Origin of the sequence: Pseudomonas sp. NFACC39-1 (assembly GCF_900110355.1) — a bacterium.
GTDB classification, from domain to species: domain Bacteria; phylum Pseudomonadota; class Gammaproteobacteria; order Pseudomonadales; family Pseudomonadaceae; genus Aquipseudomonas; species Aquipseudomonas tehranensis.
On record NZ_FODL01000023.1, the window covers coordinates 1 to 19,455 of the forward strand.

At 61.9% G+C, this 19,455-nt stretch carries 14 protein-coding genes; 5 read left to right on the forward strand and 9 right to left on the reverse strand.

The window, feature by feature from the left end:
• Positions 1-112 precede the first annotated feature (112 nt).
• Positions 113-1,495 carry a cysteine--tRNA ligase gene (cysS, locus tag BMY45_RS26170; protein WP_092403178.1) on the reverse strand — a complete coding sequence of 461 codons (1,383 nt, stop codon included), beginning with the start codon at positions 1,493-1,495 and terminating at the stop codon, positions 113-115.
• Between the two features lie 21 nt (positions 1,496-1,516).
• Positions 1,517-3,214, reverse strand: a complete 1,698-nt coding sequence (locus BMY45_RS26175; protein WP_076385540.1) for a glutamine--tRNA ligase/YqeY domain fusion protein — start codon at positions 3,212-3,214, stop codon at positions 1,517-1,519.
• 250 nt (positions 3,215-3,464) lie between these two features.
• Between BMY45_RS26175 and BMY45_RS26180 the strand changes: the two genes are divergently transcribed.
• Complete coding sequence (locus BMY45_RS26180; RefSeq protein ID WP_092403180.1) at positions 3,465-3,968, forward strand: peptidylprolyl isomerase; 504 nt, start codon at positions 3,465-3,467, stop codon at positions 3,966-3,968.
• Positions 3,965-4,732 (forward strand): UDP-2,3-diacylglucosamine diphosphatase, encoded by a 768-nt coding sequence (gene lpxH / locus BMY45_RS26185; protein ID WP_092403182.1) that lies wholly within the window; start codon positions 3,965-3,967, stop codon positions 4,730-4,732. Before BMY45_RS26180 ends, lpxH begins: the two co-directional genes overlap by 4 nt.
• 110 nt (positions 4,733-4,842) lie before the next feature.
• Here the strand turns inward: lpxH and BMY45_RS26190 are convergent, their stop codons facing one another.
• From BMY45_RS26190 to BMY45_RS26220, 7 genes are all read right to left on the reverse strand, one after another.
• Positions 4,843-6,372 carry a DHA2 family efflux MFS transporter permease subunit gene (locus BMY45_RS26190; protein WP_092403184.1) on the reverse strand — a complete coding sequence of 510 codons (1,530 nt, stop codon included), beginning with the start codon at positions 6,370-6,372 and terminating at the stop codon, positions 4,843-4,845.
• 200 nt (positions 6,373-6,572) lie between these two features.
• Positions 6,573-7,775 (reverse strand): HlyD/EmrA/EmrK family protein, encoded by a 1,203-nt coding sequence (locus tag BMY45_RS26195; protein ID WP_092403186.1) that lies wholly within the window; start codon positions 7,773-7,775, stop codon positions 6,573-6,575.
• A gap of 15 nt (positions 7,776-7,790) precedes the next feature.
• Positions 7,791-9,260, reverse strand: coding sequence for an efflux transporter outer membrane subunit (locus BMY45_RS26200; protein WP_092403188.1), 1,470 nt, complete (start codon positions 9,258-9,260; stop codon positions 7,791-7,793).
• Entirely contained in the window at positions 9,257-9,730 is a 474-nt protein-coding gene (locus BMY45_RS26205; protein WP_092403190.1) for a MarR family winged helix-turn-helix transcriptional regulator, read from the reverse strand. Before BMY45_RS26205 ends, BMY45_RS26200 begins: the two co-directional genes overlap by 4 nt.
• A 222-nt stretch (positions 9,731-9,952) precedes the next feature.
• Positions 9,953-13,639 (reverse strand): translocation/assembly module TamB domain-containing protein, encoded by a 3,687-nt coding sequence (locus tag BMY45_RS26210; RefSeq protein ID WP_092403192.1) that lies wholly within the window; start codon positions 13,637-13,639, stop codon positions 9,953-9,955.
• Positions 13,636-15,363: an autotransporter assembly complex protein TamA gene (locus BMY45_RS26215; protein WP_092403194.1), complete on the reverse strand. Its 1,728-nt coding sequence runs from the start codon at positions 15,361-15,363 to the stop codon at positions 13,636-13,638. Before BMY45_RS26215 ends, BMY45_RS26210 begins: the two co-directional genes overlap by 4 nt.
• 66 nt (positions 15,364-15,429) lie before the next feature.
• Positions 15,430-16,080: a GNAT family N-acetyltransferase gene (locus BMY45_RS26220; protein ID WP_092403196.1), complete on the reverse strand. Its 651-nt coding sequence runs from the start codon at positions 16,078-16,080 to the stop codon at positions 15,430-15,432.
• 176 nt (positions 16,081-16,256) lie between these two features.
• On the opposite strand from BMY45_RS26220, the gene xthA reads away from it, so the two are divergent.
• The 3 genes from xthA to BMY45_RS26235 all read left to right on the forward strand — a co-directional run bounded on the left by xthA (position 16,257) and on the right by BMY45_RS26235 (position 19,330).
• Positions 16,257-17,069: an exodeoxyribonuclease III gene (gene xthA / locus BMY45_RS26225; RefSeq protein WP_092403198.1), complete on the forward strand. Its 813-nt coding sequence runs from the start codon at positions 16,257-16,259 to the stop codon at positions 17,067-17,069.
• A 217-nt stretch (positions 17,070-17,286) separates the two neighbouring features.
• On the forward strand, positions 17,287-18,621 hold the full coding sequence (locus BMY45_RS26230; RefSeq protein WP_092403200.1) for a substrate-binding domain-containing protein: 1,335 nt from the start codon (positions 17,287-17,289) through the stop codon (positions 18,619-18,621).
• 367 nt (positions 18,622-18,988) lie between these two features.
• A complete protein-coding gene (locus BMY45_RS26235; RefSeq protein WP_092403202.1) occupies positions 18,989-19,330 on the forward strand; it encodes a DUF6124 family protein in 342 nt (113 codons plus the stop codon).
• Positions 19,331-19,455 lie beyond the last annotated feature (125 nt).

The following is a 19,455-nucleotide window of genomic DNA, read 5'->3' on the forward strand; positions in this document are numbered from 1 at the left end:
TTGCCCGGATCGTATTCGCTCTGCTGAAAGGGCAAAGCGAATACCAACCAAAAGCGGCTTGAGGGCTTCCCCTCAACCATAGAATCTCCCACAGGGGGGGTTGCCTAAGGACTCAGTCAGCCAGACGCCAGGTCGTCCCGCCCTTGCCGTCTTCCAGCACCACGCCCATGGCGGTGAGCTGGTCGCGGATGCGGTCCGATTCGGCCCAGTCCTTGTTGGCACGCGCCGTCAGGCGTGCCTGGATCAACGCTTCGACCTCGGCGGCGTCCACGCGACCTTCGGCACCGGCCTGAAGGAAGTCATCCGCCTCGAGCTGCAACACACCCAGTACGCCGGCCAGTTCTTTCAGACGCGCCGCCAGGCCCGCCGCCGCATTGAGATCGCTCTCACGCAGACGATTGATCTCGCGCACCATCTCGAACAGCACCGCGCAGGCTTCCGGCGTGCCGAAGTCGTCGTTCATCACTTCGGTGAAGCGCGCAACAAAGGCTTCGCCACCGGCGGCCGGGACCTTCGGCAGGCCCTTCAACGCATGGTAGAACCGCTCCAGGGCGCCCTTGGCGTCCTTGAGGTTATCTTCCGAATAGTTGATGGCGCTGCGGTAATGGCTCGACACCAACAGATAACGCACGACTTCGGGGTGGTACTTGTCGAGCACATCGCGAATGGTGAAGAAGTTGTTCAAGGACTTGGACATCTTCTCGCCATTGATCCGGATCATGCCGCAATGCATCCACGCGTTGGCGTAGGTCTTGCCGGTGGCCGCCTCGCTCTGGGCGATTTCGTTTTCGTGGTGCGGGAATTCCAGGTCGCTGCCGCCGCCATGAATGTCGAAGGTCTCGCCCAGGCAGCAGGTGGACATCACCGAGCACTCGATGTGCCAGCCCGGACGCCCGGCGCCCCACGGCGACTCCCAGCTCGGTTCACCCGGCTTGGCGGCTTTCCACAGCACGAAGTCCAGCGGGTCCTGTTTCGACTCGTCGACTTCGATGCGCGCGCCGATGCGCAGGTCTTCGATCTTCTTGCGCGACAGCTTGCCGTAGCCCATGAACTTGGCGACGCGGTAGTACACGTCGCCATTGCCCGGGGCGTAGGCGTAGCCCTTGTCGATCAGGGTCTGGATCATGGCCTGCATGCCAGGGATATAGTCCGTGGCACGGGGCTCAAGGTCCGGCTTGAGGATATTGAGGCGCGCCTCGTCCTCGTGCATGGCCTTGATCATGCGTTCGGTCAGCGCATCGTACGGCTCGCCATTTTCGCGGGCGCGATTGATGATCTTGTCTTCGATGTCGGTGATGTTGCGCACGTAGGTCAGGTCATAACCGCTGAAACGCAACCAGCGGGTCACCAGGTCGAAAGCGACCATGCTGCGACCATGGCCGATGTGGCAGTAGTCGTACACGGTCATCCCGCAGACGTACATGCGGACCTTGTTACCGTCCAGCGGCTTGAAGACTTCTTTGCTCTTGGTGAGCGTGTTGTAGATCGTAAGCACAGGGTTTCCCTTAAGACTTGATCACTGACCCCAGGAATCGCGCAAGGTCACGGTACGGTTGAACACCGGAGCACCGGGTTTCGAGTCCTTGATATCCGCGCAGAAGTAACCTTCGCGCTCGAACTGGAAACGGTCTTCCGGCTGTGCGTTGCCCAGCGAAGGCTCGGCACGACAACCAGTGAGTACTTGCAGGGAGTCAGGGTTGATGTTGTCCAGGAAGCTGGCGCTGTCCTCGGCCTTTTCAGGGTTCGGCGAACGGAACAGGCGATCGTACAAGCGCACTTCGCACTCGACGCTGGCAGCGGCCGGCACCCAGTGGATCACGCCCTTGACCTTGCGACCCTCCGGGTTCTTGCCCAGGGTCTCGGGATCGTACGAGCAATGCAGTTCGACGATGTTGCCATCGGCGTCCTTGATCGCTTCGTCGGCCCGAATCACGTAGCTGCCGCGCAGGCGCACTTCACCGGCAGGCTCCAGGCGCTTGTAGCCTTTTGGCGGCTCTTCCATGAAGTCTTCACGGTCGATGTAGATTTCCCGGGCGAACGGCAGGACGCGCACGCCCATGTCTTCTTTCGGGTGACAAGGCAGCTCGAGGTTTTCGACTTTGTCTTGCGGGTAGTTGGTGATCACCACTTTCAACGGGCGCAGCACGCACATGGCGCGTGGAGCGCTGTGGTCCAGGTCGTCGCGGATGCTGAATTCCAGCATGCCGAAGTCCACCACGCCGTCGGAACGGTTGGTGCCGACCATCTCGCAGAAGTTGCGGATCGATTTTGGCGTGTAGCCACGACGACGGAAGCCCGACAGCGTCGACATGCGTGGGTCGTCCCAGCCGTTGACGTGTTTTTCATCCACCAGTTGCTTGAGCTTGCGCTTGCTGGTGATGGTGTAGTTCAGGTTCAGGCGGCTGAATTCGTACTGGCGCGGCTGAGCCGGCACCGGCAGGTGCTCCAGGAACCACTCGTACAAAGGACGATGGCTTTCAAACTCCAGGGTGCAGATCGAGTGGGTGATGCCTTCAATGGCGTCCGACTGACCGTGGGTGAAGTCATAGTTGGGGTAGATGCACCATTTGTCGCCGGTCTGGTGGTGATGGGCGTGACGGATGCGGTACATGATCGGGTCGCGCAGGTTCATGTTCGGCGAGGCCATGTCGATCTTGGCGCGCAACACCCGTGCACCGTCCGGGAATTCGCCGCCGCGCATGCGGGCGAACAGGTCCAGGTTCTCCTCGACGCTGCGATCACGGAACGGGCTGTTCTTGCCCGGCTCGGTCAGGCTGCCACGGTACTCCTTGGCCTGTTCAGGGGTCAGGTCGCACACGTAGGCCTTGCCGGCCTTGATCAGCTCCACCGCCCAGTCGTGCAACTGGTCGAAATACTGCGAGGCATAGCGCACCTCACCGGCCCATTCAAAACCCAGCCACTTGACGTCGCTTTCGATCGCGTCGATGTATTCCTGGTCTTCCTTGGCCGGGTTGGTGTCGTCAAAACGCAAGTGCGTGACGCCGCCGAACTCCTGGGCCAGGCCGAAGTTCACGCAAATCGACTTGGCGTGACCGATGTGCAGGTAGCCGTTGGGCTCCGGCGGAAAACGGGTGACGATCTGCGTGTGCTTACCCGAATCCAGGTCCGCCTGGATGATCGGGCGCAGGAAATTGACCGGCACGGCCGGGCCGGTCTTGGAATTCGAGGTAGGGTCGACAGTGGGCTTGCTCATAGGATCCTTGAACGTACAAGTGCGCGGCCGGGTGCGGCCTGATAAATCAAAGCCCGTATCATAGCCGATGCTGTCAAGCACCTGACAGGCCAGGCCGGCAAACGATTGAATTTAATCGACCATCAGATGAAAAACCGCCTCGAAAAACCCGCTCGGCGCGCTAAACTGCCCAGCCTGGCCCAATTGCAGCCAGACCGGTTGCGGGCACTACAGCCCCGAAACCCACGAATTCCTTGAAAGAGTACCGATCATGATCAAAGTCAAACTGACCACCAACCACGGCGACATCGTGCTGGAACTGAATGAAGAAAAGGCACCGACCACCGTTGCCAACTTTAAGGAATATGTCACCGACGGCCACTACACCAACACCATTTTTCACCGTGTCATCGGTAACTTCATGATCCAGGGCGGCGGTTTCGAGCCAGGCATGAAAGAAAAGAAAGACAAGCGCCCAAGCATCCAGAACGAAGCCGACAACGGCCTGGCGAACGAGAAGTACAGCGTCGCCATGGCCCGCACCATGGAGCCGCATTCGGCTTCCGCGCAGTTCTTCATCAACGTGGCCGACAACAGCTTCCTGAACCACAGCAGCAAGACCACCCAGGGCTGGGGTTATGCGGTGTTCGGCAAAGTGGTTGAAGGCACCGACGTGGTCGACAAGATCAAGGGCGTTTCCACCACGTCCAAGGCCGGCCATCAAGACGTGCCAGCAGACGACGTGATCATCGAGAAAGCCGAGATCATTGAGTGATACTGCTGATTTCAGATTTGCATCTGGAAGAGGAGCGCCCGGACATTACCCGGGCGTTTCTGGATTTGATCGCCACACGCGCCCGCTCGGCGCAAGCGTTGTACATTCTGGGCGACTTTTTTGAAGCCTGGATCGGCGACGATGCCATGACGCCGTTCCAGCGTTCCATCTGCCAGGCCCTGCGCGAACTGAGCGACAGCGGCACGGCCATTTTCCTGATGCACGGCAATCGCGACTTCATGCTCGGGCAGGCCTTCTGCAAAGCGGCCGGCTGCACCCTGCTCAAGGACCCCAGTGTCGTGCAGTTCAACGGCGAACCGGTGCTGCTGATGCACGGCGACAGCCTCTGCACCCGCGACGAAGGCTACATGAAGTTGCGGCGCTGGCTGCGCAACCCGGTCACGCTGTTCATCCTGCGTCACCTGCCATTGGCCAGCCGCCACAAACTGGCGCGCAAACTGCGCAGCGAAAGCCGTACGCAAACGCGAATGAAAGCCAATGACATCGTCGACGTCACGCCAGAAGAGATCCCGCGGATCATGCAAGCGTACGGCGTGAAGACCCTGATCCACGGCCACACCCATCGCCCCGCCATCCACAAACTGCAACTGGGCGAACACGCCGCCCGACGCATTGTGTTAGGGGATTGGGACAAGCAGGGCTGGGCGTTGCAGGTGGATGAACAGGGGTTTGCGTTGGCGCCGTTTGGCTTTGCCCCGCCGCCGCAACTCCCAGCGCCCGACACGATCTCCAGCCACACATAGCCCCCTTGTGGGAGCGAGCCTGCTCGCGATGACGGCGCGTCAGTCCCCATCTGTACCGGCTGATCCACCGCCATCGCGAGCAGGCTCGCTCCCACAAGGAGATACTTGACTCAATGGCCGCTGGCGGCAGGCCCCGCCTTCGCCGCAAACGGCGGCTTCGCCAGCCACACCAGCACGATCAGCCCCATGAACGCCCAGCCCATCAGCGTGAAGTAATCCACGGTGGAGAGCATGTACGCCTGGCTGTTGAGGATCTGCTCGAGCCGGGCATAAGCGGGTGCGCTCGCGCCGCCGAGATGGTTAAGCGCCTCGCGGGTGGCCGGCTCATAGGTGCTGATGCTTTCACTCAGGTACGCATGGTGCTGATCCGCCCGGCGGATCCAGATCCAGGTGGTCAGGGACGCGGCAAAGCTGCCGCCCAAGGTACGCAAGAACGTCGCCAGCCCCGCGCCATCGGCGATCTGGTGCGGCGGCAGGTCCGACATCAGGATGCTCAAGGTCGGCATGAAGAACAGCGCCACGCCGATCCCCATGAACAACTGCACCAGGGCGATGTGCTGGAAGTCCACTTCGTTGGTGAACCCGGCGCGCATGAAGCAGCTCAGGCCAATGGCCAGAAACGCCAGCCCAGCCAGCAGGCGCAGGTCGAACTTGTGGGCGTATTTGCCGACGAAGGGCGACATCAAAACCGGCAGGATGCCAATGGGCGCCACCGCCAACCCGGCCCAGGTGGCGGTGTAGCCCATCTGGGTCTGCAACCACTGCGGCAGGATCAGGTTGATGCCGAAGAACCCGGCATAGCCCCCCACCAGCACAATGGTGCCGATGCGAAAGTTGCGGTAGGCGAACAGCCGCAGATTGACCACCGGATGGCGGTCGGTCATTTCCCAGATCACAAACACGGCCAGGGCAATCACCGAGATCACCGCCCCGATAATGATGAAGTTCGACTCGAACCAGTCCAGGTCGTTGCCCTTGTCGAGGATCACCTGAAGCGCACCGACGCCGATGATCAGCGTGATCAACCCGACGTAATCCATTGGCTGGTAGCTGGTGACCACCGGCCGCGCCTTGAGCTGCTGGCGCACCACCATCACGGCGAAGATCCCGATGGGCACGTTGATGAAGAAAATCCACGGCCAGCTGTAGCTGTCGGTGATCCAGCCGCCGAGGATCGGCCCGGCAATCGGCGCCACCACCGTGACCATCGCCAGTAATGCCAGGGCCATGCCGCGTCTGGCCGGCGGATACACGGCAATCAGCAAGGTCTGGGTCATGGGGTACAACGGTCCGGCCACCAGCCCTTGAAGGACACGAAAGCCAATCAGCTCCGGCATCGAAGTGGAGATACCGCACAGAAACGAGGCGAGCACGAACAGCAGGGTTGCCCACAAAAACAGCTTCACCTCGCCAAAGCGGCGACTCAGCCAACCGGTCAACGGCAAGGCGATGGCGTTGCTCACCGCGAACGAGGTGATCACCCAAGTGCCCTGCTCCGAACTGACGCCCAGGTTGCCGGAAATGGTCGGCAAGGCGACGTTGGCAATGGTGGTGTCGAGCACTTGCATGAACGTCGCCAACGACAGCCCGATGGTGCTGAGCAACAGGCTGGGCGGCGTGAAGGACGCGTTATTGCTCATTGCGAGATCCTATGAAGCGAAACGGACATGAGAAAGTCGCGCAAAAGTCCCGGTTGAAATGGGGACAAAAACTGTGGGAGCGAGCCTGCTCGCGATGGCGGTTTGTCAGTCGCCATGCACGCTGGCTGATCCGCCGCTATCGCGAGCAGGCTCGCTCCCACAGGTTCAGGTAATGACCCAAGTAGCCATGCATTGCGACCTCAGCGCTGGGCGGTCTTGCTGGCAGCGGCACTGTTTTCGTGGATCAAGCGAGTAATCATGGCGTCGGCGTCGACCAGTTGCCGGTCGTAGACCTGGGTGCTGAAAGAGGCTTTTTTCGGTGGCTGCTGGGCCAGCACCGGACCACTCTGGTCTCGCAGATTGACGTCGACCTGAGTCGACAGGCCAACCCGCAAAGGATGCTTGGCCAGTTCCTGGGCATTGATATGAATGCGCACCGGCACCCGCTGCACGATCTTGATCCAGTTGCCGGTGGCGTTCTGTGCCGGCAGCAGGGCAAACGCGCTGCCGGTGCCGGCACCGAGACTGTCGACGGTGCCGCTGTACTTCACATCGCTGCCATAAAGGTCGGTTTCGATATCCACCGGTTGGCCGATGCGCATGTCGCGCAGCTGGGTTTCCTTGAAGTTGGCGTCAATCCATAACTGATCCAGCGGGATCACCGCCATCAGCGCCGTGCCCGGCTGCACCCGCTGGCCCAACTGCACCGTGCGCTTGGCCACGTACCCGGTGACCGGCGCGATCAAGGTGCTGCGAGCGTTGGTCAGGTAGGCCTGACGCAATTGCGCGGCGGCCGATTGCACGTCTGGATGGGAAGCCACCACGGTGTCATCCACCAAGGCACTGGACGTCTTGAGTTGCTGCCTGGCGTTGGCCAACGCATTCTGCGCCGAGGTCAAGTCGTCGCGGGCGTGGGACAGTTCCTCCCGGGAAATCGCCCCGCCGGCCGCCAGGTTCTTGCGTCGGTTGTAGTTCTCCTGGGCCTTTTGTACCTCGGCCTCCTGGGCTTTGACCTGGGCGCGCATGCCATCGACGTTGCTGTACAAACCACGCACCTGGCGCACGGTACGGGCCAGATTGGCCTGGGCACTTTGCAGCCCGACCTCGGCGTCGTTCGGATCAAACTGCACCAGCACCTGACCTTCGCGAACCAGGTCCCCGTCGTCGGCACCGATACTCACCACAGTGCCGGTGACTTGCGGCGTGATCTCCACCACGTTGCCGTTCACATAGGCGTCGTCGGTGCTCTCGCTCCAGCGACCATACAGTTCGTGCCAGGCCAAGACGCCCAGGCCACCCAGGACGACAATCAGTGCCAGCCCCAGCAGCATCAGCTTGCGCTTGCGCGGGTTGCTGCTGTTCTGGGTAGTTTCAGAGGGTTGGGGTGTTTCGGCAGTCGCCATGACAAGTACCTCGAATCAGTTGTTCGGCGTGGTGGAGGCCGGTGCGGCCGAAGCCAGGGTGTCGGTCTCGAAGCCACCGCCCAGGGCCTGCATCAGTTGGATCGACAGGTCGATCTGCTCGGCATTCAGGTTCGCCAGTTGGCGCTGGGCCTGGAGCAATTGCTGCTCGATGCTCAGCACGTCCAGGTAATTTCCGATGCCGGAGCCATAGCGCTGAACCACGGTGTCGTAAGAGTTCTGCGCGATATCGGTGGCGTGTTGCTGCGCGGCGATCTGCCGCTCGATGTCGCGCGACTGGTTGATGGTGTCGCTGACATCCCCAAGGGCCTTGACCAGACTCTTGTTGTACTGCGCCACCGCCATGTCGTAATCGGCATCCCGGGCATCCAGGTCCGCCCGCAATCGCCCGCCGTCGAAGATCGGCAGTGACACCGTCGGTGCCACGTTGAAGAAACGGCTGGCCGAACCGAACATCGCGTCGCCCAACAACGACTGCACCCCCGCCGCCGCGCTCAGGTTGAGGTTGGGGTAGAAATTCGTCTTGCCGGCCTCAATGTTCTTGCCCGCCGCCTCGACGCGCCAACGGCCGGCAACCAGATCAGGACGACGGCCCAGCAGTTCGGCCGGCAGGTTCGATGGCAAGGCGACGGCACTGGCTTGCAGCACGTGGGGGCGAGCAATTTCATTGCCGCGGTCCGGTCCCTTGCCCAACAGCACCGCCAAGGCGATTTTTGCGCTTTGCAGGCGCTTTTGCGCGTCGATCCGGCTCGCATCGGCGCTGGCTTCCAGGCTTTCGGTCTGCTGGAACTGGTATTCGCTATCGATCCCGGCACTGAGGCGGCGTTTGCCCAGGTCGAGCATTTGCCGGGTACGCTTAAGGTCTTCGGACGCCAGGTCATAAATGATATGGGCCTGACCCAAATCGCTGTAGGCCCGGGCCACGTCAGCAGCAAGCGTCAGCTGGGCAGCCTGCCGGTCGATTTCGGCGGCACGGGCCTGGCCCAGGGCCGCTTCCCAGGCCGCGCGCTGGCCGCCCCAGAGGTCGAAGTTGTAATTGAAATCCACGCCCAGCGAACGCAGCGTGCTGTACGCCCCGCCCTGCCCTTGCGGGTCCTGGTCACGGGCCAGGCGCGAACGGCTGACACTAGCGCTGGCATCCAGGGTCGGCATGCGCGCCGCATTGGCGGCGTAGGCAGCGGCGCTGGCCTGGTGCACCCGGGCGCTGGCGATCTGCATGTCCGGGCTGTCGCGCAGAGCTTCGCGAATCAGACCGTCGAGTTGTGGATCGCCGAGGCTTTTCCACCAATCGCTTTTCGGCCAGGCAGCGGGCGACAGCGTGACGCCGTTAAGAGATTGCCCGGCCTTGAGGTGTTGTGCTTCAAGGCTGACCCCTTCGGTGTTCAGGCCGCTGTAGCTGGCACAACCGGCCAGGCTCATGGCAAGCAACACCAGGCTGATGCGGGTACGCAAGGTTTTACGACTCATTTGCCCCCCAACCGCAACACGGTGATGGGATCACCGGCGGCGAGCAGAATTTTCTTGAGGATTTGTTCGAGGATTTGCAGCTCCTCGCGGCTGATGGCGGCCGCCAATTGGTTCATGGCATCGGCGCCGATAACCGGCAAGCGATCGGCCAAGGCCTGGCCGGCTTCGGTCAGCACCAGTCGCACCTGCCGACGGTCATCGGCCGAGCGTTGGCGAATCAGAAAACCTTTCTGCTCCAGACGATCGACCATTCGCGTCATCGAACCGCTGTCCAGGGACAGGTACCGACACAGCTCGACCGGCGTATCGATGCCGTGCTGGGCCATGATGATCAACACCTTGAACTGCGCGGCGGTGATGCCGACGGGTTCCATGTGGGTATCGATGATCCGGTCTTTGAGCAGCGCGGCACGACCGAGCAGCATGCCGAGGTGGCAATTGTGGAAATCGTCCGGGGTGAAATGTTTCATCTGACCACCTTTTACTGCCTAGGCAGTGAATGTATGTCGAGATGTTACTGCCTAGGCAGCAAATGTCAAACAAATAGTTAGCGTGCTATGCATAACCCGACAAACGCAGATAAAAATGTGGGAGCGGGCTTGCTCGCGAAAGCGGTGTGTCAGTCAAATCAAAGTCGTCTGACACACCGCTTTCGCGAGCAAGCCCGCTCCCACAGATGATGGGGGGGAGGCTTAGAAATCGCGCTTGTAGAAGATATCCAGGGAGCTGGCGACGCCGCTGGCGGCTTCCAGGTAAACCCGTTTGCTGAGCTTGTAGCGCAGGGCGATGGTGTTGGCCGGTTCGAACACGCCAACGCCGTAACGCAGGCTGAGTTTTTCCGTCAGATTGCCGCTGGCCACGACGCTGGTGGCATCGCCGCTGCCCTGGGTGTCGAGCTGGAAATCTTCAATCCCCAAAGTGTTGGCAAGACTGGTGGTAACTCCCGCACTGCCCATCAACCCCAAGCCCAGTGCCGCCTGGGCGAGCATGTTGTTGTCCTCGCCGGTGGTGCTCAGCGGCCGGCCGAGTACCAGATAAGACAACGCCTGCTCCTGGCTCATGGCCGGCTCAGAGAAGATTTGCGTGGTCGGCTGCTCGGCGCTGCCGCTCAAACGAATACCGGCGATCACATCATCGGTCTGGCGAATCGCTTCGATATCCAGGTAAGGCTGGTCGATGGGCCCGGCGAACAGCAGCCGCGCCCGACGCACCGTCAGCCGTTGCCCATAGGCCCGGTAGCGACCGTCGTTGAGCCAGAGCTCGCCCCGGGTGTCCATGTTGTCGCCGATGTGCACCTGGCCTTGTACGTTGGCCGTCAGGCCAAAGCCTGAAAACGCGAGCTTTTCCTGGCCCACGATCACATCGATGTCCATCGCCATGGCCATCGGTGCCTTGCCCTCCTCGGTCTGGTGGCCGACGATCACCGTGTCATCCGACACCTTGACGGTAGACGGCGGCAGTTCGCGCACGGTGATTTCGCCTTTGGGCACCAGGACCTTACCGGCGATGGAAAGCCGCTCGCCCTGCATCGTGATGGTCAGGTCCGGCGCCACCTCCAGCACCGCGTAAGGTTCGACGGTGACCGGCAATTGCGAACCCTTGAGCGCCAGGTTCAGGCTCAGGGCTTCGCCCCAGCCAATGTCCCCGGTCAGGCTGCCCCGTCCGTCCTTGCCGCTTTTCCAGTCACCGTTCAGACGCACCGTGTCACCGGCAATCGTGGCGCGCATCTGCAAGTCTTCGAGGCTGACCGGCAGTTCCGGGCCGGACACTTCGCCATCGCTGATCAACAGGTTGCCGTTGACCTGAGGCGCCAACAAACCACCCGAGAGCGTGCCGCTGCCATTCAGGTGCCCGGTAAAGGTTTCCACCATCGGCAGAAATGGGCGGGCCACGGACAAGTCCAGGCCGCTCAGGCGGAACGAGCCGCTCAGCGGTTTGCTGGCCGGCAACGGGTTGATCTGCGCCTGGAGCATCAATTCGCCCAGCTTGGCCCCGACGAAATTCAGGTGGGTGTCGATCCGCTTGGGCGTCAGGCGACTGTCTAGGGTCAAGGTCTGGTAAGGGAAGTCCAGCCATTGCCCATCGTCGCGGTCTTTGTCCCGGATCCGCAAAGTACCGCCGCTGGCGTCCACCAGGATGCGTCCGTTCGGGCCGCTGGCCGGCAGGTCCAGTTGCAGGTCGGCATTGAGCCGGCCCTGCCAGGCAAAATCCTTGGGCATCCACTGGGCCAGGCTTTCGATGGGGAATTGCTTGAGGTGATAACGCAGCTTCGGCTCCGGCATCAGGCGCTGATCCTCACCACACAGGCTGGCCTGACCGGAACGCCAGCAATGGGCCCCCAGGTTGAGCGTGCCGTTGGCCAGGCGCTCCAGCTTCGCCGGGGCTTGCAGGCGCCAGGCTTGGCCGCCGGCCTGCACATTGCCAGTGCTGAGACGCCCGCGCCAGTTGCCTTGGTCGAGCATGCCATCGAGCGCCAGGGTCGTTTCAAGCTGTGGCCCTTGCAGGTCGAGGGTGAGTTTTTGCTGCCTGATGTCGCCCTGCCCGCTCACCGTCAGGACACCGAGCGAGGTGTCACTCGCCCGAATACCGCTGGCCTTGAGGTCAACCTTGCCCCGCTGCGCGCTGTCGAGGGTCGCGTCCAGGTTCAGGCTTTGCAGGCGGTTATCCTGCAACGCCAGTTGCGTGCCTTGCAGGTCGAGCTTGCCTTGGGGGGCCTTGAGTGTCCCGGCCACATTGAAGCGACCGCTCACCTGGCCGCGCAGTTGCGGCCAGAGCTGGGCTAGGCGCGAGAGTTTGATATCGATCTGACCGCTGAGTTTTTCTTGCAGGCTGCCCGTACCGTTGATGCGGTTGTCACCCAGGCGAATGTCCAGCGCGCTGAGGTTCCACTGCTCGCCAGCACCGTTGGCCTTGGCCTGGAACAGTGCCGGTTGGCCGCGCAATTTGCCTTTGAGGTCCAGGTCCGCATCAAGCTCAAGGCGGTCGTTTTTCATCGAGCCTGTGCTGCGCAACGGCCCGGCCAGAGTGCCAGGCAGCTCGCCCAGCCAGTACGCCGGGTTGATGGCCGACAGATCCAGCGCCGTGTCCCAGGCGATGCCGTCGGCAAACTCCAGGGTCAGATGGCCTTCGGCTTTGCCCTGCCCGGCGGCGAGTTTGAGTTGCGGCAAATGGAGGGTCGTCAGGTCGCCGCTGAACGGGCTGTCCAGGCTGAACGCTCCGGCGGGACCGTCCAGCGCTGCCTGGAAATTGCCCAGGTATCTGCCATCGGTATACGACACTTCACCGTTGAAACTGCGCAGCGCCACTTGCGGCTCGTCGATCAGCGGATAGAGGCGATGCCAGGGGAAGTCCAGCCAGGCGATTTTCGCCTCGGCGCTCAGGCCTTCGCGCCAGTCCAACTGGCCGGTGAGCTTGAGGTATTGCTGATCACTGGCGTTGAGGTCCAAGCCGGCGATCTGCGCACCGTTGGCGTCCACTTTGCCTTGCAGCAGCAATGCCACCGGGCCTTTTTCGGCGGGCAATGTGGCCTTGCCAAGCAACTGGTAGCCGCTGCTCAGATCGCCCTCGCCGGTCAACTCCAGCTGATTGAGCATCAGGGTATCCGGCAGATCGGCGCTGGCCCTGAAGCCGTCGGCGGTGATGCGTACCTTGGCCGGCAGGTTGTCCGCCAGCGGTTGCAGCTCACCGACCAATCGGCCTTGCAGATAACCGCTGCTGTCGGCATTGAAGCTGAGGGTTTTCAGCAGATTGCCATCGATCTTCAGGTCCAGCGCCCACGGTGTAGCGCCCGGCGCCGGCAAGGTCAGCCGGCCCTCGGCCTTCAGCGGCCAGTCGCCACCGGGTTGCAGCACCCCGGACAACTTCAGGCTCAGCTCGTCGCGCTGCAACTGCACCGAGTCGATCTGCAGACCCTGGGCGGTCCAATGCGCGGCCAGTTGCAAGCCCTTGAGCTGTTCGCTGCCATTGAACGACAGGCTGCCGACCTGCACGTCGCCCAGTTCGAGGGCCAGCGGCAAGTTCAGGTCCGGCAAGGTGATCGGACCGCTGCTCGGCTCGTCAGCGGACGGAGGAAATTGCAGGCTGACCTTATCGGCCTTGAGCTGATCGATGCACAGGGTCATGCGCGCCAGGCACAGCGGCGACCAGGCGAAGATCACCTGATCGAGTTCCACTCGGCTGCTGTCCTGCTGCCACACCAGGTGGTCGGCACTCCACTGGCCGCCCAACCGTCCCTGGAAATTATCCGTACTCAAACCCGGCACAACGCCCAGCGCCCAACGGCTGCCCCATGGTGTGCCGAGCACGACGCTCAGGGTCAGCAAGGCCACCAGCAGTAACGTGCTGAACGCCAGCAGGGCTATTTTCAAACCACGATTCACAACTCGGGCCCCATGGAAAAGTGCAAGCGAATGCCGCCGTCGTCGTCCAGCGCGTGGGCGAGGTCGAGGCGGATCGGCCCCACCGGCGACACCCAGCGCACACCGACGCCAACGCCCGTCTTGAGGCTCGGCAGCTCAAGGCTATTGAAGGAGTTGCCCTGGTCGACGAAGGTCGCCAACCGCCATTTTTGCGCAATCGAATACTGATACTCGAGACTGCCGGCGACCATGTAGCGCCCACCGATGCGATCACCTTCGGAGTTTTCCGGTGACAGGCTCTGATAATCGTAACCGCGCACGCTCTGGTCGCCACCGGCGAAGAAGCGCAGCGATGGCGGAATGGATTTGTAGCCGTTGGTGGCGCTGCCACCGACCTGGGCACGGGCCAGCAGGCGATGCTTGTCGAACACGGTGGTCAGGCCCTTGACCATGGCCGTGCCATATAAAAGGTTGTTGTCCGAGCCAAGCCCTTCCTTGGCGACCTTGGTGTCGAACTGAATGCGATAGCCGTTGCGCGGATCGATGCGGTTGTCACTGCGCAGGTAGGAATAGCTCACGCCCGGCATCAGCAAGGTGCTCAGTCCCGAGTCGTCGCCGAGCCGATACTCCTCTCGCTGCCACTTGAGCGACACCACCCGCTGCCAGCCACTGGGCAACTTGCTGTGCCATTCGGGGCCCACGGTCAGCAGCTTGCTGAGGCTATCGGTGCCGGACAGCTCTTCATATTGATAACCACCGGCGTAGCGCATCTTGTCGGTCAAGGGCGGGTCCAGGGGGACGTCGTACCACAGGCCAACGTTCTGCCGGGGCGCCGACACTTCGGCTTCCCAGCCATAACTGTGGCCCTGGGGATTGACCCAGTGGCGCGTCCAGTTGGCCTTGGCCCGTGGGCCGACGTCGGTGGAGAACCCCAGGCCCAGGCCCATGGTGCGCGGCTTGCGGGTGTCGAGCTTGACCGCCACCGGGATCACATTATCGGTGGCGGCAGTGGGTGCCGCGTCCACCCGAACGCCTTCGAAATAGCCGCTCGATTGCAGGGCCTGATTGAGTTCTGCGATGAGTTCCGAGTCGTACGCCTCGCCCGCCTTGAACGGCACCATGCGTTGCAGCAGGTCTTCGTCCAGTGGGGTGTCGCCTTCGAAGTGCACGAGGCCCAGGGCATAGCGCGGGCCGCTGTCGTAGACCAGCTCGATGTCGGCGACGCCGGCCTGGGGGTCCACCAACAGCTTCTGGCTGACAAATCGTCCGCTGAAAAATCCGTAGCGCGAGGCCTGGTTCTGGATCATCCGCTTGGCGTCTTCATAGCGCCCATGATTAAGCACCGCGCCGGGTTTGAGCGCGGCGTTGTCGGGTACGCGAAAAGCCTTGAGGGAAGCGGCCGGGCCATCGATGCGCACGGTGACATTGCGCAGGTGCACGGGCTCGCCGGGATCGATGGTCAGGATCAGGCGCGGGGTCTTGCCGCCCTCGACCTCGCTGTCGATCTGCGGTTGGTAGTAGCCCAACGCCTGGGCGGCTTTACGCGCCTGCTCCTCGGCACCCCGACTGAAGCGCAGCAAGGCCTCTTCGTCACGATCGCCCACGCCGCCAATATAGCCTTCTACGTTAGCCTTGAGCTGGTCGTTGGACGGCTTGACCCGTACAGCCAATTCACTTTGTGCCAGCGCCGCGCAGCTGATCGACAGCAAGAGCGCACCACTGGTCATTCGTCCTGGGAAATTCATGGCGCGGATGCTATCACGGGCTTGGAAGCCTGATAGAGCCGGACATGTCTCAAAAGTTTCCGCGGATTACGCCGTTGCGCTGTGCAATACCTGCGGGTTGGCGTGAAAGAACACATGTTCGCGGACAGGTCCTACCGCAATCTCGCCAATTTCCTCGTAACCCTGACGTTTATAGAACTCCAGGTAACGGGGGTTGCCGGTGTCTAGCACCACGCCTTGGGAGTTTTCGTCCACCGCACACCAGTTATGCACCGCCGCCAGTAACTGTTCGCCGAAATGTTGGCCTTGAAACTGCGGATGCACCCCCAGCAGTGGCAATACATGGACAGAATCCGACGGCAGGCAGGCCGTCACTGCGGCGTGGTAGTCCAGGTAACGCCGGGTGCAGCGAAAGCCGGTGCTCAACACCATGCGCAGGCGCCAGGCCCAGCTTTCAGTGATACCCAGGCGGCGCTGCGGTGGAGCAATCAGGGCGATGCCGATCAGGCGGTCGTTGACCAGCAGGCCGATGGCCGGCAAATCCTGGAGAAAGTGCTGTTTGACCAATTCGCGCACCGTGGCCCGCACCCGATGTTCATAACCGGGGCGCTCAGACTCAAAGAGAAAGCTGAAAGTCGGTTCATGCCGGTAAGCCTGGTAGAGCAATGAACGGGCTTCGCGCGAATAACCGCGGTCGAGCATATGAATGTCGGCGATGGCGGTGGAGGTTTCTGGCATGACGGTCAATCTCCTGGGCGAGGCTCGGTGAGGCCCCGCTCTTATTGAGTACGAACCCGATTAGGCTGTGATCGTTCCTACATGCACAGGACATTAGCAGCGCATTTGTCCTACTGCCACGCTGGCCGTGCTCCTACATGTCAGCTAGCATCGCAGTTTTGCCAGGACAGCCGACCATGAAGATCGTCTCCTTCAACATCAACGGGCTGCGCGCCCGCCCCCATCAGCTGGCGGCGCTGATCGAGAAGCATCAGCCGGACGTGATCGGCCTGCAGGAAACCAAGGTCCACGACGAGCAATTCCCCCTGGCCGAGGTGCAGGCCCTGGGTTATCACGTGCATTACCATGGGCAGAAGGGTCACTACGGCGTCGCCCTCCTCTCGCGCCAGGCCCCGCTGACGCTGCACAAAGGCTTCGAGGGCGACGATGAAGACGCCCAGCGGCGTTTCATCTGGGGCACCTTCGCCGATGCCAACGGCGTGCCGGTCACGATCATGAACGGTTATTTCCCCCAAGGCGAAAGCCGCGATCACCCCACCAAGTTCCCGGCCAAGGAGCGTTTCTACAACGACCTGCAGCAACTGCTGGAAAGCCGCTTCAGCAATGACCAGCCCGTGGTGGTCATGGGCGACGTGAATATTTCCCCGGAAGACTGCGACATCGGCATCGGCCCGGACAACATGAAGCGCTGGCTGAAAACCGGCAAATGCAGCTTCCTGCCGGAAGAACGCGAGTGGATGGCACGCCTGAAAAACTGGGGCCTGGTGGACAGCTTCCGCCACCTGAACCCGGACGTCACCGACCGCTTCAGCTGGTTCGACTACCGCAGCCGCGGTTTCGAAGACGAGCCCAAGCGTGGCCTGCGCATCGACCTGATCCTCACCTCCCATGGCCTGCTGCCACGGGTGAAAGATGCCGGCGTGGATTATGAGCTGCGCGGCATGGAAAAACCTTCAGACCATGCGCCGATCTGGCTGCAGTTGAGCTAAATCCAGGGCATACCCACAAACCCTGTGGGAGCGAGCCTGCTCGCGATGACGGCGGCACATTCAAAATCAATGTGGCAGATTCACCGCCATCGCGAGCAGGCTCGCTCCCACAAGGGATCTGCGGCGAACTGCGGCTAACAAGTCGCACGCCTGTCACTTTTCAGTAACCTGACTGACTTAATCTTCCGGCACGTCCTCAGGTTCAAAAGGTGTCGGCATGCGGCTGCGCGTTGTTTTTTTCATGGCCCTCTGGCTGCCGCTCGCGGCATGGGCCAGCGGCCTGCCGATTCCCGAACACGGCCCCGCGCTGCGCCTACAAGGCTCGAACACCATCGGCGCTACGCTGGGGCCGGCGCTGGTCAAGGCGCTAATGGCGGATCAAGGGCTGCTCAAAGTCCGCACCGAAATCACCGACCGCGAGAACGAACAGCGTATCGTCGGCCAGGCCGCCGATGGTCGGCGGGTGGAAATCGACATTGCCGCCCATGGTTCCAGCACCGGGTTTTCCGCCCTCAAGCACGCCAGCGCCGAACTGGCGGCCTCTTCGCGGCCGATCAAGGACAGCGAACTCAAGGAACTGGCCCATCTGGGCGACCTGAAACATCCCGACGCCGAACAAGTCATCGCCATCGATGGCCTGGCGATCATTCTTCATCCACAAAACCCGCTGCGCCAGCTCGACACCCGGCAACTGGCGAAGATCTTCAGCGGCGAGGTCAACTCCTGGGAAGCGCTGGGTGGCGCCGGCGGCCCGATTCATCTTTACGCGCGGGATGAGCAGTCCGGCACCTACGACACCTTCAAGGAACTGGTGCTCAACCGACAAGGCAAACGCCTGGCCGCTTCTGCCCAGCGCTTCGAATCCAGCGAGCAGCTTTCCGACGCGGTCAGCCAGGACCCACAAGGCATCGGTTTCATCGGTTTGCCCTACGTACGCCAGGCCAAGGCGCTGGCGATTGTCGACGGCGACTCCCAGCCCATGCTGCCGCTGACCCACCTGATCGCCACCGAAGACTACCCGTTGTCCCGCCGGCTGTTCTTTTACCTGCCACCGCAAGAAACAAACCCGTGGGCCAAGGCCCTGGCTGATTTCACCCAAAGCGAAAAGGGCCAGGCCATCGTCGCGGCCAACGGCTTCATCGCCCAAACCGTGCAGGCGATGGCCGTCACCCCCAATGCCCTGATGCCTGAGGGTTATCAAGCCCTGAGCCGCCACGCGCAACGGTTGTCGGTCAACTTCCGCTTCGAAGAAGGCAGCGCCAGCCTCGACAACAAGGCCCAGCAGGACCTGGGGCGCGTGCTCGCCTATATAAAGCAGCACGACAAGCTCGACCGCCGAGTAACGCTAGTCGGGTTTGGCGACGCCAAGGACGACCCGGCGCGCGCCGACCTGCTGTCGCGGTTGCGGGCCATGGCGGTGCGGCGCGAATTGGTCAAACACGGCGTGGCGCTACGCGAAATACGCGGCTTCGGCGCCCTGATGCCGGTGGCGGCCAACAGCGAGGATGAAGGCCGGGTCAGGAATCGGCGGGTGGAGGTTTGGGTTTACTGACACAGGAAGGCCAAATGTTTATCCCGTCAGCCTCGACGTAGGACCTGCCTGCCTCGTCTTGCGCCGTTGCCTACAACTACGCCAGAATCCGCCGGCTTGTGCGCCTTGGGGTCGGGCTTTATCGTTTTCCGGTCGCTGATGAATCAGCGATCGGGTTTGGTAGCCCGGGTAAAACTAAGGCGCACAGCTCCGGCAGATACACGCCGCTGACAACTTTCGTCGGCAGGTTTGTTATGGCGGCTGTGCGCGGGGCGCCCTTGTGGCGCGCTGGGTTTGCCTTGGTACCCGGTCTACCAACCTGCGTATAGCCGCCACCTAATGTTTGGTAGCAAAAGGTTGCGGCTCCATTAACCAAGGAGTTTCATCCATGTTCAAACCAACACCTAATCCGCCAGACACCGATCCAACCACCCCCAACACCAAAAAATTCGACCAAGCCGCCGACCGCGCCCTCGATTTCTACCTGAAACCCAAATCAACCAAGCCCGAGTCTGCTCCAAACCAAGTCTTCACCGTCGTCAACGGCATCGACACCGAAGCCCTGCTCGCCAACCTCAGCGAAACCCTGGCCTCGGCCAATGCCATGGTCAGCGACCTGGCCTTCGATCTGGAAGGCTCCCGGCGCCACGTCGCCCTGGGCATTCAGCAACTGATCGAACTGGGCGGTTTGCTGGCGAACCGGGCGCTGGATAACGTCGATCCGCGCTAACAAGCTCACCACCCAAACCCGCTGGGTGCTGTAGGAGCTGGCGAAGCCTGCGATCTTTTGATCTTTCCCTTGAGACTCAAGTGTCTGGACAAAGATCGCAGCCTCGTTGCACTCGACAGCTCCTA